General features: G+C 51.6%; 18 protein-coding genes. 17 read left to right on the top strand and 1 reads right to left on the bottom strand.

Annotation, left to right across the window (positions count from 1 at the left end; translation table 11 throughout):
• The first annotated feature begins 21 nt into the window (after positions 1–21).
• The 7 genes from AAFJ72_RS20220 to AAFJ72_RS20190 all read left to right on the top strand — a co-directional run bounded on the left by AAFJ72_RS20220 (position 22) and on the right by AAFJ72_RS20190 (position 10,166).
• Complete coding sequence (locus AAFJ72_RS20220; RefSeq protein WP_432775460.1) at positions 22–918, top strand: S-layer homology domain-containing protein; 897 nt, start codon at positions 22–24, stop codon at positions 916–918.
• Positions 915–4,901, top strand: a complete 3,987-nt coding sequence (locus AAFJ72_RS20215; RefSeq protein WP_432775459.1) for an ABC transporter permease — start codon at positions 915–917, stop codon at positions 4,899–4,901. The genes AAFJ72_RS20220 and AAFJ72_RS20215 overlap by 4 nt, the downstream gene beginning before the upstream one ends.
• Positions 4,902–4,970: 69 nt before the next feature.
• Positions 4,971–7,718: a lipase/acyltransferase domain-containing protein gene (locus AAFJ72_RS20210; RefSeq protein WP_432775458.1), complete on the top strand. Its 2,748-nt coding sequence runs from the start codon at positions 4,971–4,973 to the stop codon at positions 7,716–7,718.
• A gap of 76 nt (positions 7,719–7,794) precedes the next feature.
• Positions 7,795–8,127 (top strand): hypothetical protein, encoded by a 333-nt coding sequence (locus tag AAFJ72_RS20205; protein WP_122902891.1) that lies wholly within the window; start codon positions 7,795–7,797, stop codon positions 8,125–8,127.
• Between the two features lie 278 nt (positions 8,128–8,405).
• The gene (locus AAFJ72_RS20200) at positions 8,406–8,924 is read left to right on the top strand and encodes a hypothetical protein (RefSeq protein WP_432775457.1); all 519 of its coding nucleotides are present in this window, start codon (positions 8,406–8,408) and stop codon (positions 8,922–8,924) included.
• A 212-nt stretch (positions 8,925–9,136) separates the two neighbouring features.
• On the top strand, positions 9,137–9,634 hold the full coding sequence (locus tag AAFJ72_RS20195) for a YwhD family protein (protein ID WP_432775456.1): 498 nt from the start codon (positions 9,137–9,139) through the stop codon (positions 9,632–9,634).
• Between the two features lie 277 nt (positions 9,635–9,911).
• Complete coding sequence (locus AAFJ72_RS20190) at positions 9,912–10,166, top strand: hypothetical protein (protein WP_432775455.1); 255 nt, start codon at positions 9,912–9,914, stop codon at positions 10,164–10,166.
• A 118-nt stretch (positions 10,167–10,284) separates the two neighbouring features.
• Here the strand turns inward: AAFJ72_RS20190 and AAFJ72_RS20185 are convergent, their stop codons facing one another.
• Positions 10,285–12,336 carry a transglycosylase domain-containing protein gene (locus AAFJ72_RS20185; RefSeq protein ID WP_432775454.1) on the bottom strand — a complete coding sequence of 684 codons (2,052 nt, stop codon included), beginning with the start codon at positions 12,334–12,336 and terminating at the stop codon, positions 10,285–10,287.
• A 310-nt stretch (positions 12,337–12,646) separates the two neighbouring features.
• Between AAFJ72_RS20185 and speE the strand changes: the two genes are divergently transcribed.
• From speE to AAFJ72_RS20135, 10 genes are all read left to right on the top strand, one after another.
• Positions 12,647–13,480, top strand: coding sequence for a polyamine aminopropyltransferase (gene speE, locus AAFJ72_RS20180; RefSeq protein WP_122902950.1), 834 nt, complete (start codon positions 12,647–12,649; stop codon positions 13,478–13,480).
• 19 nt (positions 13,481–13,499) lie between these two features.
• Positions 13,500–14,369, top strand: coding sequence for an agmatinase (gene speB, locus AAFJ72_RS20175; protein WP_122902886.1), 870 nt, complete (start codon positions 13,500–13,502; stop codon positions 14,367–14,369).
• Positions 14,370–14,597: 228 nt separating this feature from the next.
• On the top strand, positions 14,598–15,842 hold the full coding sequence (locus tag AAFJ72_RS20170) for an MFS transporter (protein ID WP_432775453.1): 1,245 nt from the start codon (positions 14,598–14,600) through the stop codon (positions 15,840–15,842).
• 62 nt (positions 15,843–15,904) lie between these two features.
• A complete protein-coding gene (locus AAFJ72_RS20165; protein WP_122902884.1) occupies positions 15,905–16,318 on the top strand; it encodes a DUF1934 domain-containing protein in 414 nt (137 codons plus the stop codon).
• Between the two features lie 294 nt (positions 16,319–16,612).
• The gene (locus AAFJ72_RS20160) at positions 16,613–18,043 is read left to right on the top strand and encodes a sigma-54 interaction domain-containing protein (RefSeq protein ID WP_432775452.1); all 1,431 of its coding nucleotides are present in this window, start codon (positions 16,613–16,615) and stop codon (positions 18,041–18,043) included.
• Positions 18,044–18,223: 180 nt separating this feature from the next.
• Positions 18,224–19,582: a lysine 2,3-aminomutase gene (ablA, locus tag AAFJ72_RS20155; protein ID WP_432775451.1), complete on the top strand. Its 1,359-nt coding sequence runs from the start codon at positions 18,224–18,226 to the stop codon at positions 19,580–19,582.
• Between the two features lie 262 nt (positions 19,583–19,844).
• On the top strand, positions 19,845–21,920 hold the full coding sequence (locus AAFJ72_RS20150) for a (Fe-S)-binding protein (protein ID WP_432775450.1): 2,076 nt from the start codon (positions 19,845–19,847) through the stop codon (positions 21,918–21,920).
• Between the two features lie 185 nt (positions 21,921–22,105).
• Entirely contained in the window at positions 22,106–23,284 is a 1,179-nt protein-coding gene (locus AAFJ72_RS20145; protein ID WP_432775449.1) for an acetyl-CoA C-acetyltransferase, read from the top strand.
• Positions 23,285–23,297: 13 nt separating this feature from the next.
• Positions 23,298–24,149 (top strand): 3-hydroxybutyryl-CoA dehydrogenase, encoded by an 852-nt coding sequence (locus AAFJ72_RS20140; RefSeq protein WP_432775448.1) that lies wholly within the window; start codon positions 23,298–23,300, stop codon positions 24,147–24,149.
• A gap of 32 nt (positions 24,150–24,181) precedes the next feature.
• Positions 24,182–25,324 carry an acyl-CoA dehydrogenase gene (locus tag AAFJ72_RS20135; RefSeq protein ID WP_432775447.1) on the top strand — a complete coding sequence of 381 codons (1,143 nt, stop codon included), beginning with the start codon at positions 24,182–24,184 and terminating at the stop codon, positions 25,322–25,324.
• Positions 25,325–25,366 lie beyond the last annotated feature (42 nt).

Here is a 25,366-nt window from a genome sequence, read left to right as displayed (position 1 = left end):
TCAGGTAAGGGGGGATGTTCAATGCTGAAAAGAAAATGGGTGTCTTGCCTGTTTGCAAGTGTACTCACGTTAACGAGTGTGACGGGCGGCGTCTTTGAAAATACTGTGCAAGCTGCTGCGATAAATAAAGACTATGAATCACACGCTGCCAAAGCAGCGATTGACTTCGGCATACAGAAAGGCTATTTGTGGCTCAGTGGCGGCAAGTTCTATCCCAATAACCAAATTACGCAAGGTCAATTTGTGGCCAGCCTGGTTGCCATCCGCGGTGTAAAGGAAACGGCAGCAGTACCGCAACTACCTGCAGGGCATTGGGCTAAATATAGCTATGAACGGGCTTTAAAAGCAGGCATACTGGACAATGTAAAAATTGATCCGAATAAGCTGCTTACGAAAGAAGAAGCGGCAATGCTGGTGTTCAACGCGTGGAAGCCTTTCCGGGGAGAGAAAGACCCGAATCTTTCCAATACAGGTGCTTTGATTACCTGGGGGTGGATGAAGGCTGCTCCTAGTGGGCAACCGAAATTTCGTGAGGATTTGCCTGTAACGCGGGGGGATGCGGCGGAAATCTTCCGTTATCTTTGGACTGATAAATGGCAGCTCGAAAAGGGCGCAAAATATGCAAATGAGTTTCATAACAGCTTGAAAATTGTAAATGGAAAGATCGTGGGCAAGGTACCAAAGGGTGACAGAAACTTCACGATCATTGCAACTTTCGTCACGAAACAAAATGGAAGAGAAGGTTTTGTGAATAATCAATCGTTTAGTGTCCCGTTAAGCAATGTGAACAGTTTAGCTTTTTTTGTAATCAACAGTAACGATTCGACAGATGCAAGTTCTTTCAGATATACCAAGTTTCCAAGCCTAGAAAGAATTAACATGAATCAAAAATTTTATACACCGCGAGGCGAGGAATGATGCAAATATACTCGATGAAGCACAGGAAATTATTTTTTTCTGTGCTTATTTTGTTCCTTCTTAATGGGATTATTACTGTTCATCCGAATTATGCTGCAGCTGCCCCGAACCTCCATGGCATTACTGTTGCTACCGTTGATTCAAATAAAGAACTCGCTCCTAAAGGTAAGTTCGATATTATTCAAATTACGCGCATTGGTGGGAGTCTAGGGGCAACTATTTCACAAATTGAAGTGGATGGTAACATTGACGGGATGAGAGTTTTAGGATTTGCGGATACAGATACCAAAGCCGATAGAGGATGGTATTTTGTTGATAATAGTGAAGCTGCGTACTGGATCGCTCGTTTTGGCGGAAACCCGAACTACATTCTCGGTGGATCTGCCAACGTCTACAGTAAGACAGTTTCTAATAAGACAACTTTTAACGAATACCAAGCCTACAACCTCGCCGAACTAGCAACCGCCTCAGGCGGCGCGGGCTATACGAAAGGAGACAACCTTGTACCAAACGGTTCAGGCGGCTACATCTCAGTCGGCCACTTCCGCACAACACCACAGCCAACAGGTGCAGTAACCACCGACAAAACAAAATACAACGTCAACGAAACAGTGACGATCAGTGCAAATGCCACGGACTATTCTTACTATGACCGCGGCATTTTTGTTTGGTCGTTAAGCGTCATCAATAAAACGACAGGCCGCGGCTATAAAAGCTTCCTGACCAACCAAGATTTCCGCGACCCAAGCGGCACCGTTCCTACCGTAAATGAAACGAGCAATCCGCCTGGATACACCTGGACCTACAAAAACACTGAGTATAAGCCGACGGAGCCAGGGGTGTACGAAGTATCTTTGACGATTACCGATTTGCACCACCGGAGCCGTCAAGGTTCGAGTAGTATAAGCGTTTCTACCCCGTATATAGCTCAATTTACCGTGGGAGAAGTAACACCCGGCCCGGAAGCCCCCGATCCAGAAGAACCTGACCCAACCCCATCCTGCTCCATAGAAACCACGAAAACCAAAATGGATATTCAGGTCGTGGGCGACAAAGACATAAAAAATTACACGGCTGTTTCCAGCGGTGGTTCGGATGTCGTTGTCGAGAAAAATGCAGAGATCACCGTTTTTGCAAAGAAAAACGGCACATTCACGCTGAATGGTTCACCAATGGCTACGGGTTCCGGAGGCAACAAAAAGGTCGGAATAGGCAGTATAGGCTCATCTGGACGAGTAAAGGTAGTGTACAGAAGCGATGACGGAACCGAATGCTGGGAAAAATACTTTCGCGTGGAAGCCAAAGACGGCGAAGATAAATGCCCCATCATTACGCTAAACAATTCTGTCATCCGTAATGGGGAAACAATTGAAATTTTACCGATAGACAAGCTGTACTTCAAAGCGACGTACAAGGATAAGTACGGAGAAACTGGCCCAGCCGAGATTAAGTGGGACGTTACACAACCAAATGGCAGCGTCGTCACATTGCCTGGCCAATACGACGATAAAGACAGATGGCGGACGTACAACTCTGACAAATTAAATCTGCCATCCCCACCTGAACTCGTTTTGGAAAAAGGAAAAACATACAAACTCAAGTTAAACTACTCTTCCTCGCTATGGGAGGGTAGGCCGGAATGCGACTTCGAAATAACCATCGTCGTAAAAGACGCATCCTGCTCCATTGCTGAGCTTCGAAAAGTCGTGTTTTTTGTCCATGGACAATATCCGAATCCTTTTTCACCCGAAGGAGATTCGCTGAATAGTTCTTCCAATGGTCCGAGCACACTGCCTCAACCAGTCTACATGAGGTATTTCACTGATGCAGGAGATTACTACGAGACAAACATAGGCTTCTCCACGAAGCTCTCCGGCAGATGGTACTTGAACAGGAATGGACAAAAGCTCCCTTTAACCGATGGGGTAGTGCCGGCCAACCAAAAGTTCGATCTCAAACTACCGAACGATGTGGACGTTGGTGATACCATTCTCATCTCGTTTGAATCCGAGAATGGATGTGTCGGCGAATTGACGTTTACCATTGTATCGGACCGCAAATGCCCGGATATTCTCGTATCGGTTGAAACGAAATTAAACTCCGAAAAGTGGAGCAAGAATGTAAAACGCGGAGAAACCATCGAACTGGCAGCAGATGAACTGCAAGGGGATTACTGGTTCAGGATGTTTTTGAGCCAGGACAGCTCGTACATGGTGAAATGGTTCGATCCAAACACAGGAATGTGGGAAAGAAAACGGGACGGTAAGTATTTGTATAGTTCATCAGGTAATAAAGATGAAGACCATTGGCTCCTGTTTCCGACAGGTAATGATGGCCTACTTTTGGATGGACTCTACCAAATAGAATTCTCCTCGTATGAAGACGAGAATTGTCACGGCTTCTTTTTCGTGAAAATTGGCGAAGGTAGCCCTGGTCCAGACCCAGATGGAGAGAACCTTTTGATCGTCAAGAACAGCTTCGACATTGACCCAGGCCATCCGCAAGCTCCAGGAACGGAAGCGACGATTACTTTCAACGTGAAAAACGCTGGCAAGTTGACGCACGACACCAAACTGGCGGTGAGATGGGAAAGCTCCGAAAAAGAAACAATCCTCGATGTAAATGACTTTAAACCAGGTGAGGTTCGGAAAATCACTGTCCCAACCAAATATCCGCAAAAGACAGAGGACTTCATTGCCAATATCAATCCGTCCAAAAACAAGCCGGATAACGAAACAATATGGCCTGACAACCGCGCAGAGTGGCCTGTCAAGATCGTTGGCGGAAACATCCCGCAGCCTCCCGGAGGTGGAGAGAACTATGACGGCGGCGAAATTGCTCTGGAGATATTTGACAGTGAAAATCGCCAGTTGCAAAAGCTTCCGGTACAAGCAGACGGCGTATGGGAGCGTGAGCCGGCGAAAATTCGCGTCGTGATCGATCAGGCGAAAATTAACGAAGGCTTTCAAAAGACACAACAGCAGATCAATCAAAAAATTACGGAATACAAGCAGCAACTGGAACAGTCCGTCAGCGGAGAGGATGTCAGGAACATTACCGTGACAGCAAGTCCCGGCTGGATTGCGGACGCAAAAAGCCTTGCAGTCTACACCCCGGCTCTTCTGGATTTGCAAGTGACTGGCCCAGGAATTCCCCAGCAATGGCAGGTAGCCAGCACGTCAATGGGTGGGGAATTTGTGTATACAGGCACGCACGTTCCTACCCAGACAACGTGGAGGCAGGTGCTGCAAAATCAGCCATACAAAGCGCAAATCAACGGCTTTGTCATTGCGATGGACTACAAGATTGATTTTACGCTGACCTACGACGTGTGTTCCAAAGGCGAAGAGGACGAGGAGACGTGCGAGACACAAACTGCCGCCAGGTCGATGACAGGACGCTATACGATTACGGTAAAAGGGAGCGAGCGCACTTTTGCGGTGTTTGAGCCGAATGCGACAAGCTCTATTCAGCATACGCCGGAATGGCTGGAATACCATTCGCGGGACCGCTACAAGGACAGTGCGCCCAACGATTTTTACGCGGGCGAACGGATTTTGCCTCGTGTGGAGCTGCAGGATCGTCATCGCCACCCGGTCAGCGGCCAGTTTCCGCTGATTGTCTCAGCAAAAGCATGGATCTTTGAGACGGGGCGCAGACAGACGTCTTTGCAATCATTGCTTCCGTTACGAGCATTTTCAAACGAGCGTTGGGGTGGACATTCCTATGCTGCCTCCAAGCTGGGGACGCGCGAGGCGGGAGTGGATACACTATTGATGGGAGACAAGCAGTACGGCTTTGAAAAGGGCGGTTCCTATGCCGTGTATTATCAGGTGCAGTTTCGGTTTGGGGTGGACAAAGGCTTTCCTTATTTGAACAAGACGTCTGGACAGGGGCATGAACAGGCGGATTATCGGGTGCCTTTCCGGATTATCGCCAATGCCTGGGAGCGGCAAGGAATACGCAACCATACAACGCAATAAATATATTTGCACCCCTCATCTGTCTTTTTTTACTGTTTTAGGTAGAAAGAGGATGAGGGGGGCTTTATAATGAAAACGACCAGGCGTCTGTCTTTGTTGCTTGTGTTGCTTGCGCTTTGCTGGGTGAATGCTGTTGGCACCGGATGGGCCAAAGAGCGAGAGCTTTTCGTTGAGGATGCATGGGCTTGGGTAGAGGAGGGCGAGGTGCGCATTCAGGCGCAGCTGTCCACGAAGCCTGAGCGGATCGAACTGGAGATTGCTCAGGAGGGTGAAAGCAAAAGCCGCGTCTTTCGCAACGATTCACGCCTATCCGCTGCTGTCCGGCCTGCGGGCGACAGCCCATTGCTGATAAGCCTGCGTGAGCCGGATGAAGACGAGCCACTGGTAAGCTGGCAGCTTGATTTGGCAGATGGAGATATGTCTTACGTGGAAAAGCTGGAGGTAAAGAAGGCGGACTGGGACAGACGTGCAGAGGATAAAGCGGATAAGCTGGCATTAACCACGCTTTTCGGACAAGGAAAAGAGCTGGCGAATAGCGAGGCAAGTGAGCCTGACACAGACGAGCCAGACGCAAGCGATGCCGAGAAGACGCTGGACGAGCTGGCGCAGGAGTTCTACACAGACCTTGCAGCCAGCGGCAAGCCGGAAGAAATCGAGCTGCGCAGCAGAGAGGTTATTTTTGAACTGGAGCCTAACGATACGATTGGAAAAGCCGACTGGCTGTTTGACGCAAAAGATGCCAGAGGAAAGATCCGGACGGCTGGCGACGTGGATTATTGGAAGGTCAAAGGGGCAAAGCATGGACAGATGAATGTTTCCCTGCGCGAGATTCCGTACGGTCAGAACTACGACTTATACGTGTTGGATGAAGAGGAAAAAGAGCTTGGCCGTTCTGAACGTCCGGGAACGGACGATGAGGCTGTGGAAGGCATCGGCCTGGAAAAAGAAAAATGGTATTACATCGTGGTAAAAGGGTACAAGGAGTCTCATCATAAAGACTTCTACTACCGCCTGCGGGTTGATTTTCTGGCTGACCAGGCGGAGGCAAAAAGCGATGCGTACGAGCCGAATGACACGCCACAGGAGGCGCATGAGCTGCCATCCGATTATTCCGCGTCCCTTACCGGGAATCTCCACACGAAAACGGACGTCGATTACTACCGCTATTCGTTTTCGCTGACATCGACTTTCACAATCGATCTAAAAGACATTCCTGCGGGGATGGACATGGACCTGTATGTGCAAGATGAAAAAGGCAAGGTATTGGCCAAATCAGAAAAACCGAAAAACGCCAACGAGCAAATCGTTCTGAACGTCAATCCCGGAAGCTACATCGTAAAAGTAATGGCCAGCAAGCGGTCCGGTTTTACGCCCAATTCCTACAAGCTGGACATTACTGCGAAGACGATTCCCGTCATCCTGATTCCGGGGATAGGCGGCTCCCGCCTGATCGCAGAGGAAAACGGCAAAACCACCGAAATATGGCTCGGCCTCGGCGACAGCCTGATCGGAATCAATGACCCGAAGCATCGGCGTTTGCTCTCTCTTGTGCCGACGAAGCCGAACAGCGTCGAGGTCCGTCCAAGGGAAGCAGGCGTCTCCATTTACCCGGAACCTGACAACGAAGGGTTCAGCGCAATCGAATATCTCTCGTACTCCCCGCTCGATCCTGTCCGCAACTTGACGGAGCAGTATTACAGCATGGTGAAGGAACTGGAGAGGATCGGCTACAAAAAGCACCGCACTCTTTTCGCCATGCCGTATGACTGGCGATACAGCAATACGAAAAATGCAGCTGAACTGAAGAAAAAAATTGATCTCGCCCTGGAGCGGTCAGGGGCAAGGCAGGTTCATTTGGTCGCGCACAGCATGGGAGGCTTGCTGACGAGGGAGACGCTGCTTGCAAACGTCTCGTATCAGGCGAAAATTAATCGCATCATCTATATGGGCACGCCGTTTCTCGGTTCCCCGCGTGCGTACCAGGCGATCAAGTACGGGTATGATTTCTCCATTCCCTGGATGGATGAGGGTACGGGAAAAATCATTTCGGAATACGCTCCGGCTGTGTACGAGCTGCTGCCGTCGAAAAAGTATTTCGAAACGGCAGGCTTTCTGAGAAAAAACCGCAACGACCCTTACAGCTACACCGAATTTTTGCAGGACAAAAAAATCAAGCTGGACTACGCTCCACTGGTCAAGCAGGGCGGCTCGCTGCATGAAAAGTGGGAAAAAAAGACGATCAATGTGCCGCAGTATTCCATTATTGGCACAGGCCAACCGACTTTTTTAGGCTACTTTTTCGACGCGTACCACAACGAATGGATGCCTTATTACGACAAGGGACTGGGAGATGGAACCGTCCCCTACATCAGCGCCAACTACGCCCAGAAAGACATAAAGAAACGGTACTATGTAGTAGGGGAGCATGCCAAGCTGCCTACCATCCCGGCAGTCATGAAGCAAGTGACGCAGCTGCTAAAAGGAATCGAGGAAACTCAGCCAGGGCTGCGAAATCAAGCCCCAGGCAAGAGTGCCGAGTATTTGTACTACATTATTTCCAGGGAGGACGGAGCTTTTCCTGAGATTACCTTCCGCAAAAACGGTAAATCTATCACCCTTTCTGCCAAGGAAAAGGGAGTATGGGAAGATCTCGCTATCGAATACCACGGCAATGTTGTCGTCATCCATGTGCTGGATCGTGAAGAACTGGAGTTTGAGACATCGCCAGCGCGGTTGGATGAAAACGCGCCGAAGTTTTTCATCAAACGTTTTTCGTCGGAAGATTCACAATACGATAACGGAAACAAAAGGCGCTAAATCGGACAAGCAGCCAAAATCGACAAGCGGCAGCATCGCGTTGGGAGCGGCCGACCGATAGAAAGGATTTGGAAAAATGGACAATTTGTTTGTCTGGCTGTTTCTCGGCCCGTTTATGTATTCAATTGAATTGGGTGGCCCAATTATCGGGCTGATTGTGACAGGCTACATGCGGGCGGTTTTTGGGTTTCGCGGTTGGCCGACGTTTGGTGCAGCGTTTCTCACCAGCTTTTTGTACTACTTGGTAGCTGTTCCCTCCAGCACGATGCTGGGCGCGCTGATAATTATCAAAGCGGCGATGGCGGTTCATACTGCACTGCTTTTGACCCTAATCATGTGGGTATTTGACAAGATCATGAAGCGCTACCGGAAAAAGCAGACGGAGAGCAACGAACCGCGTGAACCATAAACGGTCTGAATGAACCGCCCGAACTGTGAACCGCCCAAAAAAATAAACGGGAAATAACCGGGCACATGGGCACTCATAATCTTTTTTCAACATATTCCCTTAAACAATAAGAAAAGTTTGCAGCGTGGTAGTGCTATCTAAAAAGTCATGGACACCCTACTTTCACACAGATGAGCTTCAAAACTAGCAAAAAAATTTTTAATAGGAGTTTTCAACTTTATGCTGGGTATGGTAATATTTTACTGTAAAGAAAATGAATTCTTTGAAGGGTGTTGTTTATGAAAAAGTTTATTTTAGGAACAATTGCAACAACTCTCTCTCTGGCCTCTCTAGCTTTCACATCAAACGTAATGGCGTCGCCAAATGCAGCATCACCTGAAAAAGTTGATGAACGGCAAACATTAACTGAGCAAGACAGGGGTGCTCAGATTAACAGACCTGATTCTATTAACGGCATAAAAGATAAAGGCATGCAAAGAGCTACTAAAAAACCGGTCAATGATTTTACAATTGCAGCCGATACTCAGCATACTATTGATTTTGATATTCCTAAAGGATACGGCTGGGTCAAAGTTTATGTACAAAACACAGGAAAAGCAGATATCAATGTCGTAGTTATCAATAACGTGACAGGGGAAGAAATGCTGAGTGGAGTAGCAAAACCTGGTAAATCTTTTTCGAAAATAAGCTCCTCACCTTGGGGAGCCGATGAACACTCCATTTCACTTACATCAGTTGAAAACATGAGTGGATCTGTGTCCGTAAAACTCGCTCAAAAAAAGAGTGAGTTACAGTAGCTAACCGCTATTTTAAAAAGCATTTTCACGAATGGTAAACATAGCTACATTTTAAATTTTCGCCCCAACAGGATACCTGCGTTGATCGATCAGGACGCGTCGATGATCCGCGGAAAAGCCAGATGCTCACCCGTGTTACATGGGCAAATTGCGTCGCTGCTGGAATCCGGGTAGAATAAAGACAGGAGAATCTGTGTCTGGAGGGCGTGTGAATGGATATTTTCGACAGCAAAAAAGGCGGCTTTACGATCATGAGCGGCAAAACCAATGTGCATGGCGGGTTTGGTCAAGGGGTGCTCGACTTGAGTGCGGTTTCGTCGGTCATCATCGACGGCGATGAGGCATACATCGATATGGGCGCTCTGCATGCGAAAAGCTCGGTTGAAAAAGGGATCAAATGGACGACCAACAAGGAGGAAGTTCCGAACGGCAAGCCTTATTGGCTCATTTGGGTGACGGTTGATCGCAACGAAAATGGTCCTTTCTATGCTGGTGCGACTGCGTGCTATATGGAGATTGATCGGGAAGCGCGCCGCGGATACAAGATTTTGGCAGACCATGTGAACCGGATGGACTACTCCATGAAGCGCCGGATCATGCTTGATGAGCTGGGGGAAAAGGAAAAAGCGGCGCTGAAAAAATTGTTAATCGACAACAATGCCGCCATGTTTGAGAATTCCTCGGAGGAATTAAAGCAAGCTTTAGCCTGAAGCGAAAAATCGTGAACGGTATGTGAACAAATTGTGAAATCAATTGTTACCAGAATTGAAGTCAGGTAAACTTATTTCTATATCTGTGTACATGTACACTAGGTCAACAAACAGGGAAAGAGCCGTCACTCTTTCCCTGTTTGTGTTTATATAGCTGTTCTTTGAAATGATGGATTTGCCCATGAACATCAGGTTTTTTTTACAGGTCATGCTTTGTGCCGAACGCGGAACACTAATGAGGCTAAAACCAAACTGTCTGACGGAAGGGGCGGTACGAATGAGTGAAAATCCGCGTGAGCTGGAGCAGTCCCATGACCATTTTGTGAAGTACGGCGGAGTCCATTTCCGTTCGCATGTGTCACCTGTTGAGATCAACAACTTCGTCCGGAAGCTCCCGGCGGGCAAACGGGAAAGCTTGTTTGAAGTAATGGATCAGCTCGAAAAAGCCGGGATGATTACCGTCGTCAATGACCACGTTTTCGCAGATGGAGATGGTGTGGTAGGCGGCGGAGACAACCAGTCGTTGACATGAATGAAAAAGGCCACCAGTAGACTTTGGTTGACCTAATCATACGAAAGGGGCAGTCTCAACAGTCGATATGTCGACTTCGAGTCGCCCCTTTTGTCTGCGAGAAACGTTGATACAGCTATCATTCCGCAGGCTTCCACCAACTGCCCATCCGTTGCCAGAACGTGGATGAATCAGGCGGGGTAAGCGGTGTAGGCTCCTGGTTCGCCGGGATATGATCGGTACAGTAGTCTTGCGGTTCTGTTCCGCTGGCGAAATAAAACAACTGGGGATTCGGGCAGTGCTCGGTCGCGAGTTTTCCCGATGCCGGATCAATGTAGACGGACACTACGCCTGCCGGCATTTCGAAGAGGGCGGGTGGCTGTCCTTTGAGCGCGCTTTCCATGAAGCTTGCCCAGATTTTTTTGGAAAAATTGCCTTCCTTGACATCGTCCACTTTTTGATTTTTGTCGTATCCGACCCATACTGTCGCTACCAGTTGCGGCGTGAAGCCGCTCAGCCAGGCATCGTAGTCGGTAGAGCCGGTTTTCCCGGCCACAGGCCGATTCAATTCGTTTGCGACCCGATACCCGGTTCCGCCGCGTTCAAATACGCTTTGCATCATATTGACCAAAAGAGCAGAAGCGACGGGATCGGCGACGCGGGTTTTTTGCGTCTTTTCTTGCACCAAAATGTTTCCTTCGCTGTCTTCAATCGACGTAATCGCGATGGGCTGAACAGCTTCTCCCGTGTTGACGATTGCGGCGTAGGCTGTATTCAGTTCCAGCGGGGAGACAGGTGATGTTCCCAGCGCCAGCGAGGGGACGGCTTGCAAGGGGCTGGTAATGCCCAGTGCTTTTGCTTGCTCGACCACTTTTTGCGGACTGAGAAAATCAATGGTTTTCACCGCGTAAATGTTGTCGGAAGTTTTGATGGCTTCGCGCATGTTAATCATCGCGTTTGCATACCGTCCGCCGAAATTGCTTGGAATGTACTGCTTGTTATTGTCGTAGGTGAACACGGTTGGTTCGCTTTTCATCATCGTGAGCGGCGTGTAGCCGTTTTGCAAGGCGGCCAGGTACATGATCGGCTTAAAGGAAGAACCGGGCTGACGTTTCCCGAGCACCCGGTTGTACTGGCTCGTTTTGTAATCGCGCCCGCCGACCATCGCCTTGATGTGCCCGGTCGCAGGGTCCATGGCAATCAATGCTGCCTGCAAGTTTGGATTGTCTTTTGGCAAAGTCGAAGCGACGATTTCCTCAGCCTTCTTCTGCATGACCGGGTCGAGGGTCGTATGGATTTTCAGGCCGCCGTGGATGAATTTTTCCTCATCAATGCCGTACTTGTTTTTCACCAGATTGGCAATGTAATCACGAAAATAGGGGGCCTGCTCAGTGACATTTTCCGCTGTGCGGTCTTTCAGCTTGATGGGCTCCGCATAAGCTTGCTCGACTTCCTTGGCCGTGAGCATTCCTTCGCGCTCCATCGCTTCGAGAATGAGCTTTTGCCGCGATTTTGCCCGCTCAAAATCAACAAAAGGAGAATAATAAGTAGGGCCTTTTGGAATGCCTGCGAGCATCGCACTTTCCGCTACGGACAAGTCTTTGGCATCTTTGCCGAAATACGTCTGCGCTGCCGCCTGGGCTCCGTAGGCAGAGTGCCCGTAAAAAATCTGGTTCATGTACATTTCCAAAATTTCATCCTTGCTATAATTCAGCTCTAGCTGGATGGCGAGCAGGGCTTCCTTGATTTTTCTTTCCCATGTTTTATCCATGGTCAAATACAGGTTGCGAGCCAACTGCTGGGTGATGGTACTGGCACCTTGACGCATGTCCATGTTGATGACGTCGACGTAGGCGGCCATGGCCAGCCGTTTCCAGTCAAAGCCGTAATGCTCCCGAAACGAACGGTCCTCGATGGCGATCGTCGCATTGATGAGCGCGGGCGCTATTTCCTGGAGCGGGACAGATATGCGGTTTTCTCCCCGATGCATCGTGTCCAGCACTTCCCCGTTGGCGGCGTAAATCGTTGTCGTTTGCTTCACGAAAGTTTCGGGAAGCGGTTGGGAACGCAAATACAAGATCAACAGCAAAATGGCAAACGATAAACACAACAGGCTGAGTATGGAAAATTTTACAAATTTCTTGACCCAGCGTAAATAACGGAGCAGGGAGGGCTCGCGAATGACTTCCATTTTGCCTTTCCTCCTTTCTATCGTTTGAATGGACAAAACGGTTTCGGTTTTTTGCAGACTGACAAGTTTGCATGAAAAACGAAGAGACGTGTTTCCCGAAAAAGAGGACATACTAAGGGACACGCGATACTTCCAGTATGGGCCAGCAGTGTATTGGATAAACTTGTCTGTCGCCTGAAAAAGTGGCAGGCCGTACAGCTTTTTCGACCCTGCAGAAAAAAAACTTGCTTTTTGATTGGCAGCTACTATAATTTTCTTGTTATATTGTATTTTCATGCGGTTAATCGAAGGAGGTTACATAACCATGAATATGGAATTGTGGTACACCGAAAAACAAACGGAAAATCACGGGATTACAACGAAAATTACTGAAACCCTATATAGTGAGAAATCCGAGTTTCAACAAATCGACGTTATTAATACGAAGCAGTTTGGTCGCATGTTGGTACTTGATGGCATGGTTATGACCACCGATGTCGATGAGTTTGTATACCACGAGATGATTTCTCACGTTGCTCTCAATACGCATCCAAACCCGAAAAAGGTTCTCGTTGTCGGTGGCGGCGACGGCGGTGCCATCCGTGAAATCGTGAAGCATGCCGCTGTGGAAAAAGCTGTTCTGGCCGAAATCGACGGGGGCGTAATTGAATCCTGCAAAAAATACTTCCCGGAAATTGCGAGCGCACTGACCGGCAATCCGAAGGTCGACGTGCAAGTCATTGACGGGATCAAGCATATCCATGACCACAAAGGCGAGTACGATGTGATTATGGTTGACTCGACAGAGCCAGTGGGACCAGCGGTAGGTCTGTTTGAAAAAGGCTTCTACCAAGGTATTTACGATGCGCTGAAACCGGACGGCATCATGGTGGCGCAAACCGAATCGCCTTGGTTCAACCGCGATCTCATCAAACGCGTATTCAAAGACCTGAAATCCATCTTCCCGGTAACTCGTCTGTACACTTGCAGCATCCCTACTTATCCATCCGGTCTGTGGAGCTTCACCATCGCTTCCAAGCAGTACGATCCGTTGGAAGTAGATCCGGCGAAAATCAAAGACCTGGGAACAAAATACTACAATGCGGAAGTTCACCACGCTGCGTTCAAACTGCCAAACTTTGTGGCTGAGCTGACCCGCGACTAATCGGAGGAGGACAACCCTGATGCGTTTTGACGAAGCATACTCTGGCAATGTCTTCATCCGCAGCCACAGCAGCTATGAAGAAAGCCAGGCAGTAATTTACGGCATGCCGATGGACTGGACGGTCAGCTTCCGTCCGGGCTCCCGTTTCGGCCCTGCCCGTATCCGTGAAGTATCCATCGGTCTGGAAGAGTATAGCCCGTATTTGGACAGGCTGCTCGAAGACATCAAATACTTTGACGCAGGCGACATTCCGCTTCCTTTTGGAAACGTTGAAGGCAGCCTCGATGCCATCCGCACGTTTGTAGCAAAAGTGCTTGCAGACGGCAAGTTCCCGCTCGGACTGGGCGGCGAGCATCTCGTGTCCTGGCCGGTATTCCAGGCAGTTTATGAAAAGTACAAGGACATGGTAGTCTTCCACTTCGACGCGCATACCGACCTGCGCGATAACTACGAAGGATACGAGTATTCCCACTCCACGCCGATCAAAAAGGTGTGCGACCTGATCGGCGGCAAAAATGTGTATTCTTTCGGTATCCGCAGCGGCATGAAGGAAGAGTTCGACTGGGCGAAGGAAAACATGAACCTGTACAAATACGATGTGCTGGAGCCAGTGAAGCAAGTGCTGCCGACAATCGGCAACCGTCCGATCTATCTGACCATCGACATTGATGTTCTGGACCCGGCACACGCACCTGGCACAGGCACAACCGAAGCAGGCGGCATTACTTCCCGCGAACTGTTGGACACCATTCACTACATGGCGAAAAACGGCGCCAACGTCATCGGCTGCGACCTGGTGGAAGTGGCTCCTGTGTACGACCACAGCGAGATGACGCAAATCGTGGCATCGAAAATCGTGCGCGAGCTGCTGCTCAGCTTTGTAAAATAACCATACGAACACAAGACAAGCTCCCGGCTCTTTTGCAAGCAGCCGGGGCTTTTTTCATGCAAAGATGCCCACCTTCCACGAAAACACTCTGCCAATCCCCGAAAAACGCGGAGGCAGACCTGTCACTTGCCACTTAATAAACATTTTCATTTACAAAGTATATTAAATGGGATAAAATGGCCATACAGAGTAAAAAGCTGCCAAGGCTTTTCGAAGGAGATGTTTCAGATGAGAGAGGTTTTTGCGCATGTAGAGTTTCGCAAGCTGTTTTTCTCTAATCTTTTCTCCGGCTTCGGTCAGGGCATGACGATGATCGGGATTGCCTGGTATTTGGTGGAGACGACAGGCTCTGCACAGTTGTTGGGGTCGACGATGTTCAGCTCGGCGGTACTGATGTTTTTCATCGGGCCGTATATCGGGACGCTGATTGACCGTTTTTCCCGCAAAAAAATGCTGCTGGCAGAAAACCTGATCGGCTTTGGCGTACTCGGGATATTGGCTGCCTGGGGATTTTTCGGAGAGTACGACGAGTGGATGCTGATTACCATTTACCTGGTGACGACCTTCATGTACCAGATTCACTATCCGGCGCAGTCTGCTCTCGTTCAGGAAGCGTTTGAGCCGAGACACTACAGCGACATCAACAGCCTGCTGGAAATCGAGGGGCAGACGGCGTCGGTACTGGCTGGAGCTTTTTCCGGGGTTTTGCTCGGTCACTATGGCTTGCACGTCGTCATCTTGTTCAATGCGCTGACCTACCTGTTTGCCTTCGGTCTGCTCTCTACGATGAAATACACGTTCACGCTGGAGGGGGAAGCCAGGCTGAGCCAGGGCGTATCCTGGGTCAGTCAGTTCGGCGAAAGCTGGCGCTACATAAAAGAGAAAAAAGGCTTTCTCGTCTTTGGCATATGTGCGCTGATGCCGTTTATCGCAGTGATGGCAAGCAATCTGCTGAAGCCCGTCTACGTCAGCCAAACTTTGCGGGCAGATGTCTCGGTGTATTCCTTCGGGGAGATGGCGTATGCGCTGGGAGCGGTAGCAGCGGGTATTCTGGTGTCGCTTGTCGTGCGCAAAATGGGCCAGCTTGCGGCAATGGTCGGAAACACGCTGCTGTTTGCCGCCGTGATCGTCGTAATGGTGGCTTTGCCCTACGGCTGGGCTTTGATCGCCGCCTACATGTTTTACGGCTGGTCGAATGCCTCCGTCCGCCTTATCCGACAGTCGCTCTACATGACTGTCGTGCCGAAGCAGTTTATGGGACGGGTGATGAGCTTTTTCAATTCGCTCGGCATGATTATGCGGCTGGTGCTGATCGGCGTCTTTACGGTCATGATCGACTACACGGGAGCAGGCGCAGGGTACCTGGTGCTCGCAGGATTGCTCTTGCTGGCGGCGGTTGGGGTCTCGGCGACGATGCGCTACCTGTTGGCTGATGCAAAAGAACAAGCTGCTGTTGCAACCCACGAGGGATGATCGTAAAATGAATGGATGATTTGTCGGACAGAAAGTAGAAATCATGGAGTGTGGAAGTCGTCATGCAAGAAGTACAGATAAAGCTGTCAGCGAGACACCGCGTCGATGGGGAATGGGATGAGTCGACGCATCAGTACGAAGGAAGACTCGTCCAAAAGGCCAGCGCCTGGTATTTGACGTACAAAGAACAGCTGGAAGGCGTAGGCGAAGTCAGCACGACGCTCAAGCTGACAGACAAAGCCGTTACGCTCGTGCGCCAGGGAGGCGTGTCGACCAGACAGCATTTTGAAAAAGGGGCCAGCACGCACGGCACTTACCAAAGCCCGTACGGCCCGTTTGCGATGGAGACGCATACGAGCAAGCTGCGCATTCGCTATGCGGAGGAAGCTCCGGTACAGGTGGAAGTTTTTTACCAAACCTGGATGAATGAACAGTACGCAGGCGAGCATGAACTGAAAATCGAGCTGGGAAAATAAGCCGCTCTTTGCAAGGGCGGTTTTTTGCACGTACAATAGAAGGTACTCGCGGCAGGATATGGAAGGGGGCACAGGCGTGTTCGTACTCGCAAATGGCCTCATTTCCGGGCAGGGTCTGACCGCCTTTTTTTGCCTTTTAGCCTGCCTGGCAAGGCGCAAATGACGCGGACCGCGTTTAACACGCCGACGCCCTCGATTCAGGTTGCGCAAAACCGGAAGGCTAATGCGCATCTGCCGAATTTTCGGCATAGTGATGATTTTTTGGCAGCAAGGTTGAAAGGAGTGGAAGCCAGCATGCCGTTGTCTGATACGGTGGAAATGTTGCAGGCAATACTGGGGGCAATTGACGAAGGGATTCATGTAGTCGATGCGGATGGCATCACCATTTTCTATAACCACGTCGCGGCCAGGCTTGACGGGCTTACGCCAGAGGAAGTGCTCGGTAAGCCGCTTTTAGAGGTGTTTCCGTCGCTTGATCGGCAGTCGAGCACGCTCTTGCGCGTGATCGAGAGCGGGGAAGCGATCTACAACCAGACACAGACGTATAAAAACTGGAAAGGGATGCGCGTCGAAACGATCAACACGACGCTTCCGGTACGCGTCGGCAAACGGCTGGTGGGCGCAGTTGAGGTCGCCAAAGATATTGGCAAGCTGAAAGAACTGTCGGAGCGCCTCGTCGACTTGCAGGCGAAGATCAGCAAGCCGAAGCGCGCCAAGCGGGGAGCGGAGGAAGTCTCTTTTCACTTCGACGACATTTTGACGAAGAGCGAAAAAATGAAGCGGCTGAAGGAGCGGGCGAAAAGAGCGGCGCGAACGACTTCGCCCGTGCTGATTTACGGCGAGACCGGGACGGGCAAGGAGCTGTTTGTCCAGTCCATCCACCAGGCGTCTTCGCGCAGCGGCAAGCCGTTTATCGCGCAAAACTGTGCGGCGCTGCCTTCGTCCCTCTTGGAAAGCCTTTTGTTCGGCACAGTGAAGGGCAGCTTTACCGGAGCCGATGACCGACCGGGGCTGTTTGAGTTGGCAAACGGCGGTACGTTATTTTTGGATGAGCTGAACAGCATGCCGCTCGATTTGCAGGCAAAGCTGCTGCGCGTACTGCAGGACGGGCAGATCAGGAGAATCGGCGGAAGCCAGTCGACCAAAGTCGATGTGCGCGTCATTGCGGCCGTCAACGAAGCCCCGCAGTCGCTTGTGGAGCGCGGCCTGATGCGAGCCGACCTGTATTACCGGATCAACGTCGTTTCCTTTGAATTGCCGCCTTTGCGCGAGCGCAGGGAAGATGTGGAACTGTTGGTCGAACACTTTTTGGCCAAGTTCAACCGCGAATTCGCCATGAACGTGCGCGGCGTCAGCGAAGAGGTGGTCCGGTTGTTTGCGCGCTACGACTGGCCGGGAAACGTCCGGGAGCTGGAGCACGTCATCGAGGCGGCGATGAACATGGTCGAAGGCGACATGTTGCAGTTGGAGCATCTGCCTGCGCACATGCTGGAGCGTGCGCTGCCGGAAACGCCCCTGCGCACAGTCGCGCCAGACCCGTTTTCCTTGCTCGTGGAAAAAGACGGCTGTACGCTGCCCGAGATTATGCGCGAGATGGAGGAGCGGCTCATCGGGGAGGCATTGAAAAAGACAGATGGCAACGTACTGCGTGCGGCGAAGCTGCTGGGCATCCCCCGCCAAACGCTGCAATACAAACTTTCGCAACGGATGATCCCGCCCTGTTGAATGCCGAAAATTCGGCAGTCCATATAGACGATCCGATTGAATCCGGTCGAAAAACGCTTACAAAATGTTCTATTTCCTATTTTCTAAATCTTTAGATTTGATTGGCACGACCCTTGCATCTTTTCTTCGTTGAGTGAAACGCATGAAGGTTCACTACAGACGAGAGGAGATGTGAAGCAGATGACAGTAGCGACAAGACGTGACTGGCGCTCTATTGAACTTTGGAAAGATGTGCCCGAAGAAAAGTGGAACGACTGGATGTGGCAGTTGACCCACACCATCAAGACCGTAGATGATTTGAAAAAGGTCATCAACCTGACGCCGGAAGAGGAAGAAGGCGTGCGTATTTCTTCGCAAACCATTCCGTTGAATATTACGCCGTACTACGCTTCCCTGATGGACGTGGACGATCCGAAAGATCCGGTGCGCATGCAATCCGTGCCGCTGTCCTCGGAAATGGTGCGCACGAAGTACGACATGGAAGACCCGCTCCACGAGGATGCCGATTCTCCGGTTCCCGGTCTGACGCACCGCTATCCGGACCGCGTGCTGTTCCTTGTGACAAACCAATGCTCGATGTATTGCCGCTACTGTACGCGCCGCAGATTTTCCGGCCAGATCGGGATGGGCGTACCCAAGAAACAGCTCGACGCCTGTATCGAATACATCCGCAGCAGACCGGAAGTGCGTGACGTGCTGATCTCTGGCGGAGACGGACTGCTGATTAACGACCGCGTTTTGGAATACATTCTCAGCAGCCTGCGTGCCATCCCGCATGTGGAAATCATCCGCATCGGTACCCGTGCGCCTGTCGTCTTCCCGCAGCGCATTACGGAAAACCTGTGCAACATCCTGAAAAAATACCACCCTGTATGGCTCAACACACACTTCAACCATCCGAAGGAAATTACCCCGGAAGCGAAGCAGGCATGTGAAATGCTGGCCAACGCGGGTGTTCCGCTCGGCAATCAGTCCGTCATTCTCGCGGGAATCAACGATTGTCCGAACACGATGAAAAAGCTCGTGCAGGATCTGGTGAAAATTCGCGTTCGTCCTTACTACATCTACCAATGCGACCTGTCTGAAGGGATCGGCCACTTCCGCACGCCCGTCAGCAAAGGGATTGAAATCATTGAGCACCTGCGCGGCCATACCTCCGGCTACGCCGTACCGACCTTCGTGGTGGACGCTCCGCACGGCGGCGGGAAAATTCCGGTCAGCCCGAACTACCTGATTTCCCAGTCGTCCGACAAAGTGGTGCTGCGCAACTTCGAAGGTGTCATCACTTCGTATCCGGAGCCGAAGCAGTACCATGAGCACGACGAGGAAAACTGCGAATACTGCATCGCGGCAAAAGGCAAGGCAGTCGGTATCGCAGCGCTTATGCAGGATGAAGCAAACAACCTGGAGCCGACCGATCTGCCGCGCAACAAGCGGATCAAGGCGACGAAGGTCAAGTCGCTGGCCGATGTGCGCATGGAGCAAAAAGCGAAGAAGCAACAAAGTGCAGTAGAGACAAAAGAAGTCTCGGGAAAATAAAGCTGGCAAAAACCAAAGCAGTTGCCTGGTCAACGGGTGGCTGCTTGTTTTTCGTGTGAATATTTTCAACTTTATTTGGAGGATGGTTGATTTGCGACTTATGTGATAAGATCAAATTACAGTTATTCGAGCGACCGTTCAGTCAGTTTTGTTTCATTTTTTAAAAAACTCAATTTTACAGACTGAATAGTCATTCATTTTTCCTCTCGATTCTGATAAGATGGAATCTAAAGACAACTCGTGAAAGTGGGGGAGTAGAAACATGCTGGCACTTGTCAATCTGATCGCGTTTTTCCTGGTGCTCGCTTACGGGCTGTATCTGGCCGGACATGTTGTGTACAGCAGATATTTGTTCATCAAGCTGGGCAAAAAGCCCGAGGTGAAAGATGACTTTGGCGCACGCATCAACCTGATGCTGGACAACATCATTTTTCACAAGAAACTGTTGAAGGACAAAAAAAGCGGGCTCATGCACGTAGTCATGTTTTACGGCTTCATCATCCTGCAATTCGGCGCGATTGAGCTGATTGTCAAGGGGCTGTCCAAAGGCTTTGAGCTTCCTTTTGGCAGCGCTCACAAATACTTCTCGCTCATGCAGGAGATTACCACGTTTCTGATCCTGGTCGCCGTCGGATACGCCTTTTACCGCCGCTATATCGAGAAGCTGAAACGGCTGAAGCGCGGCTTCAAGTCAGGGATCGTCCTGCTGCTGATCTCTTCCCTGATGGCGACCGTGCTGCTCTCCCTCGCCTTCGAGCAAATCTGGCTCGGGCATGAAGCGTCCGGCTATGCGCCGTTCTCTTCCGCAATCGCGATGGCGTTTTCCGCGATGGGCGTAGGGACGACAGGTGGAGCGGTTCTGTTTTACGTATTCTGGTGGGCGCACCTGATTATTTTGCTCGGCTTTGCCGTCTATGTGCCGCAATCCAAGCACGCTCACTTGCTGTTTGCTCCGGTCAACGTCTGGTTCAAAAAGCTCGACCCGCCTGGCAAGTTGTCCAGCATCGACTTCGAGGACGAGACGCAGGAAGTGTTCGGCGTAGGCAAGATCGAGGACTTTACGCAGACGCAACTGATCGACCTGTACGCCTGTGTCGAATGCGGGCGCTGTACGAATATGTGTCCGGCAGCCGGTACCGGAAAAATGCTCTCGCCGATGGATTTGATTACAAAAATGCGCGACCATTTGACGGAAAAAGGCGCAGCCGTCACCTCCCGCACGCCGTGGATGCCGAGCTTTGCCTTTTCGCAAACGACGGCCAACCAGATCGCGCTGCAAGCATCGGAAGTAGCGGCGACAGCCGAAGCGGCAACCTCCGTTTACGAGAAAAACCTGATTGGCGACGTGATTACCGAGCAGGAGCTGTGGGCTTGTACGACTTGTCGCAACTGCGAGGATCAGTGCCCGGTTATGAACGAGCACGTGGAAAAAATCATCGACATGCGCCGTTACCTGGTGATGACAGAAGGCAGCATGCCAGCGGAAGCGCAGCGCGCCCTGAACAATATCGAGCGTCAGGGCAACCCGTGGGGAATCAACCGCAAAGACCGGATGAAGTGGATCGAAGGTCTGAACGGACAATACGAAGTGCCGACCGTCAAGCAGGTGGAAGAGTTCGAGTATTTGTTCTGGGTAGGCTCGATGGGATCGTTTGACCTGCGCAGCCAAAAAATTTCCCAGGCGTTTGTGAAGCTGATGCACGAAGCAGGCGTCAAGTTCGCCATCCTTGGCAACGAGGAAAAGAACTCGGGAGACACGGCGCGCCGCATCGGAAACGAGTTTTTGTTCCAGCAGCTGGCCCAGGAAAACATCGCGCTGTTCGAGGCCTACGAAGTCAAAAAGATCGTCACCTGCGACCCGCATGCGTACAATACGTTCAAAAACGAGTATCCGGAGTTCGGGCTGAAAGCAGAAGTATATCACCACTCCGAACTGCTCGCCCAGTGGGTGAAGGAAGGCCGCCTGAAGCCGACCAAGGAAGTCAAGGAGCGCATCACATACCACGACTCCTGCTATCTGGGCCGCTACAACGAGATTTACGACAAGCCGCGCGTCATTCTGGAAGCGATTCCTGGCGTAGAAGTAGTGGAAATGAAGCGCAGCGGCTGCGACAGCATGTGCTGCGGAGCGGGCGGCGGCCTCATGTGGATGGAAGAGCATGAAGGCACGCGGGTCAATGTGGCGCGCACAGAGCAGGCATTGGAGGTCAATCCGACCGCAATCGCCAGCGCCTGCCCGTACTGCCTGACCATGATAAACGACGGCATCAAGACGAAGGAAAAAGAAGACGAAGTCAAAACGCGCGATGTGGCAGAAATTTTGGCGGACGCGATCTGACAAGGAAAGGATCGGCACCGTTGGAACAGCCTGATGCAAGCGAAAAGTCAGGCTGTTCTTTTTTTCCTAATTCATTGACTAATCGAACAGAAGACGGCAAAATGAAGATAGCAGAAAAGTGAACGAACGCTCGATCAATTTATTTTTCGTTGATAAGCACGAAAAAGCCGAATGGAGGTCATGCGATGAAAACGGTAATTGCAGGGGCGGCACGTACCCCGTTTGGTAAGTTTGGCGGCTCTTTGAAAGCGTTGTCTGCAGTAGAACTCGGTGCCATCGCCATCAGGGAAGCAGTGGAGCGCTCCGGTATATCCGACGATCAGGTCGATGAAGTCATCATGGGGATGGTCGTACAGGCAGGCGCGGGTCAGGTTCCTTCCCGTCAGGCTGCTCGCAAGGCCGGGCTGCCCTGGAATGTGGCGAGCGAGACGATCAACAAGGTATGTGCCTCCGGGATGCGCGCCGTTACGATGGGCGACCAGATCATTCGCGCAGGGGACGGGGAAATCATCGTCGCAGGCGGCATGGAGAGCATGAGCAACGCGCCGTACGCTCTGCCGAATGCCCGCTACGGCATGCGGATGGGTGACGCCACCGTTCGCGATCTGATGATGTACGATGGCCTCACCTGCCCGTTTGACCAGGTGCCGATGGCGATTCACGGCAGCAACGTAGCCGAAGAGTACGGCATTACGCGGGAAGCGCAGGACGAGTGGGCGCTGCGCAGTCAACAGCGGGCGGCCAAGGCAATCGAAGCCGGACTTTTTGCCGAAGAGATTGTCCCCGTTTCGATCCCGCAGAAAAAAGGAGAGCCGGTGCTGGTTACAAAAGACGAGGGACCTCGCCCGGATACGACGCTGGAAGGACTCGCCAAGCTGCCTCCGGTCTACAAAAAGGACGGCACGATTACGGCAGGCAACGCGCCGGGAATCAACGACGGAGCGGCAGCGATGGTGCTGATGTCCGATGAAAAGGCGAAGCAACTGGGAATCAAGCCGCTGGCGACGATTCTCGGACACGCGCAGGTAGGGGCAGAAGCGCCGTACATCGCGACAACCCCTGGGCTTGCGATCAACAAGCTGCTCGAAAAAACAGGCGTTTCGCTTGCGGAGATCGATTTGTTCGAGGTGAACGAAGCGTTCGCGGCTGTGACCTTGACGAGCGGCAAAATCGTCGGCTGGGACGACGAGAAAGTGAATGTGAACGGGGGAGCAATCGCGCTCGGTCATCCGATTGGCGCGAGCGGAGCGCGCATTATCATGCACCTCGCTTATGAATTGAAGAGACGCGGTGGCGGATTGGGAATCGCGGCGATATGCAGCGGTGCCGCACAGGGAGACGCCATTTTGATAAAAGTGGAATAGGGAGGCCTTTTACATGAACGTACAAACGATTATGGTCGTCGGAGCAGGACAGATGGGCAGCGGGATTGCCCAGGTAGCAGCACAGGCTGGCTTTCGCGTTTATTTGAACGATGTGCAGCAGCCGTTTGTGGAGCGCGGTCTGGCGACGATTGCGAAAAACCTGACGCGCAACGTGGAAAAAGGCAGGCTGAGCGAAGACGACAAGCAGGCGATTTTGTCCCGGATCACAGCGTCAACGGATCTGGCAGACGCTGCGGAAGCGGATTTTGTCATCGAAGCTGTGACGGAAAACATGGCGGTGAAATCAGCCATTTTCTCCAGGCTGGACGAGATTTGTCCGCCGCACACGATTTTGGCGAGCAACACGTCCTCTCTGCCGATCACCGAGATTGCGGCTGTGACAAAGCGCCCGGAAAAAGTGATCGGCATGCACTTCATGAATCCGGTGCCGGTGATGAAGCTGGTCGAGATCATCCGTGGACTGCAAACCGCCGATGAGGTGTACCAACTGACTGAGGATTTGTCCAAGCAGATGGGCAAGGTGCCTGTGAGCGTCAACGATTTTCCGGGCTTTGTCTCCAATCGGGTGCTGATGCCGATGCTCAATGAAGCGATCTACTGCGTATACGAAGGTGTGGCGACGCCGGAAGCGATTGACGAAGTGATGAAGCTCGGCATGAACCACCCGATGGGCCCTCTCCAACTCGCGGACTTCATCGGTCTGGATACGTGTCTCTACATCATGGAGGTACTGTACGAAGGCTTCGGTGATTCCAAATACCGTCCTTGCCCGCTCCTGCGCAAATATGTGAAAGCGGGATGGCTTGGCAAAAAATCCGGTCGAGGATTCTACGTGTACAACTAACTGGGTAATTTTCGCAGAAAGGTAGGACGGCCATGGATTTCAGGTTGAATGAAGAACAGGAAATGATGCGTCGCATGGTGCGCGACTTTGCGCAAAAAGAAATTGCGCCATTTGTTCCCGTTATGGAAGAAAAAGATGAGTTTCCCCGTCAGGTCATCAAAAAGATGGGCGAAATGGGCCTGATGGGCATTCCGGTCCCGGAAGAATGGGGAGGTGCCGGCGCCGATTTTGTCTCCTACATTTTGGCGATCCATGAGATTTCCAAAGTGAGCGCAACGGTAGGCGTGATCTTGTCCGTGCACACCTCTGTCGGGACAAATCCGATTCTGTACTTCGGAACGGACGAGCAGAAACGCAAATACGTGCCAAAGCTCGCCAGTGGCGAATATCTCGGCGCTTTTGCCCTGACAGAGCCGCATGCCGGATCGGATGCGAGCAGCATCAGGACGACGGCTGTGCGAAATGGCGACGAATACATCCTGAACGGCAACAAGGTGTTTATCACGAACGGCGGCGAAGCCGATACGTACATCACGTTTGCCGTCACCGATCCCGCGAAAGGCACCAAGGGCATATCCGCCTTCATCGTGGAAAAGGATACGCCAGGCTTTCACGTCGGGAAAAAAGAAAAGAAGATGGGGCTGCACGGCTCCTACACGACCGAGCTAGTATTCGACAACGCGCGTGTGCCTGCCGCCAATCTGCTGGGGCAGGAGGGAGAAGGCTTTACGATCGCCATGGCCAACCTGGACACGGGACGCATCGGGATTGCCGCACAGGCGCTGGGCATCGCCGAGGCTGCTGTTCAATACGCGACAGAGTACGCCAAGGAGCGCAAGCAGTTCGGCCAACCAATCGCCAAACAGCAAGCCATCGCCTTCAAGCTCGCAGACATGGCGACCAAGGCGGAAGCGGCCAGACTGCTCGTGTATCGCGCGGCGTCGCTGCGCAGCCAAGGCATCTCCTGCGGCATGGAGGCATCCATGGCAAAGCGCTTCGCAACGGACACGGCCATGGAGCTGGCAACAGAAGCAATCCAGGTGTTCGGCGGCTACGGCTACACCCGGGAATATCCGGTAGAGCGGCTGTTCCGCGACGCCAAGGTCACGCAAATTTACGAAGGTACGAACGAAATTCAACGCATCGTCATCGCCAAGCATTTGCTTGCTGATTAATAGAGCCTGTCGTCCCGTCAGACTTGTGGCCTGACAAGGACC

It is taken from the genome of Brevibacillus gelatini, from assembly GCF_050920745.1.
GTDB classification, from domain to species: domain Bacteria; phylum Bacillota; class Bacilli; order Brevibacillales; family Brevibacillaceae; genus Brevibacillus; species Brevibacillus gelatini.
Note: the sequence above shows the minus strand (reverse complement) of the source record. Positions and strands in the feature narration are given on the sequence as shown.

Coding starts and splice junctions, on each gene's coding strand:
- AAFJ72_RS20220 (WP_432775460.1), top strand. CDS start 22: ATGCTGAAAAGAAAATGGGTGTCTTGCCTGTTTGCAAGTGTACTCACG.
- AAFJ72_RS20215 (WP_432775459.1), top strand. CDS start 915: ATGATGCAAATATACTCGATGAAGCACAGGAAATTATTTTTTTCTGTG.
- AAFJ72_RS20210 (WP_432775458.1), top strand. CDS start 4,971: ATGAAAACGACCAGGCGTCTGTCTTTGTTGCTTGTGTTGCTTGCGCTT.
- AAFJ72_RS20205 (WP_122902891.1), top strand. CDS start 7,795: ATGGACAATTTGTTTGTCTGGCTGTTTCTCGGCCCGTTTATGTATTCA.
- AAFJ72_RS20200 (WP_432775457.1), top strand. CDS start 8,406: ATGAAAAAGTTTATTTTAGGAACAATTGCAACAACTCTCTCTCTGGCC.
- AAFJ72_RS20195 (WP_432775456.1), top strand. CDS start 9,137: ATGGATATTTTCGACAGCAAAAAAGGCGGCTTTACGATCATGAGCGGC.
- AAFJ72_RS20190 (WP_432775455.1), top strand. CDS start 9,912: ATGAGTGAAAATCCGCGTGAGCTGGAGCAGTCCCATGACCATTTTGTG.
- AAFJ72_RS20185 (WP_432775454.1), bottom strand. CDS start 12,336: ATGGAAGTCATTCGCGAGCCCTCCCTGCTCCGTTATTTACGCTGGGTC.
- speE (WP_122902950.1), top strand. CDS start 12,647: ATGGAATTGTGGTACACCGAAAAACAAACGGAAAATCACGGGATTACA.
- speB (WP_122902886.1), top strand. CDS start 13,500: ATGCGTTTTGACGAAGCATACTCTGGCAATGTCTTCATCCGCAGCCAC.
- AAFJ72_RS20170 (WP_432775453.1), top strand. CDS start 14,598: ATGAGAGAGGTTTTTGCGCATGTAGAGTTTCGCAAGCTGTTTTTCTCT.
- AAFJ72_RS20165 (WP_122902884.1), top strand. CDS start 15,905: ATGCAAGAAGTACAGATAAAGCTGTCAGCGAGACACCGCGTCGATGGG.
- AAFJ72_RS20160 (WP_432775452.1), top strand. CDS start 16,613: ATGCCGTTGTCTGATACGGTGGAAATGTTGCAGGCAATACTGGGGGCA.
- ablA (WP_432775451.1), top strand. CDS start 18,224: ATGACAGTAGCGACAAGACGTGACTGGCGCTCTATTGAACTTTGGAAA.
- AAFJ72_RS20150 (WP_432775450.1), top strand. CDS start 19,845: ATGCTGGCACTTGTCAATCTGATCGCGTTTTTCCTGGTGCTCGCTTAC.
- AAFJ72_RS20145 (WP_432775449.1), top strand. CDS start 22,106: ATGAAAACGGTAATTGCAGGGGCGGCACGTACCCCGTTTGGTAAGTTT.
- AAFJ72_RS20140 (WP_432775448.1), top strand. CDS start 23,298: ATGAACGTACAAACGATTATGGTCGTCGGAGCAGGACAGATGGGCAGC.
- AAFJ72_RS20135 (WP_432775447.1), top strand. CDS start 24,182: ATGGATTTCAGGTTGAATGAAGAACAGGAAATGATGCGTCGCATGGTG.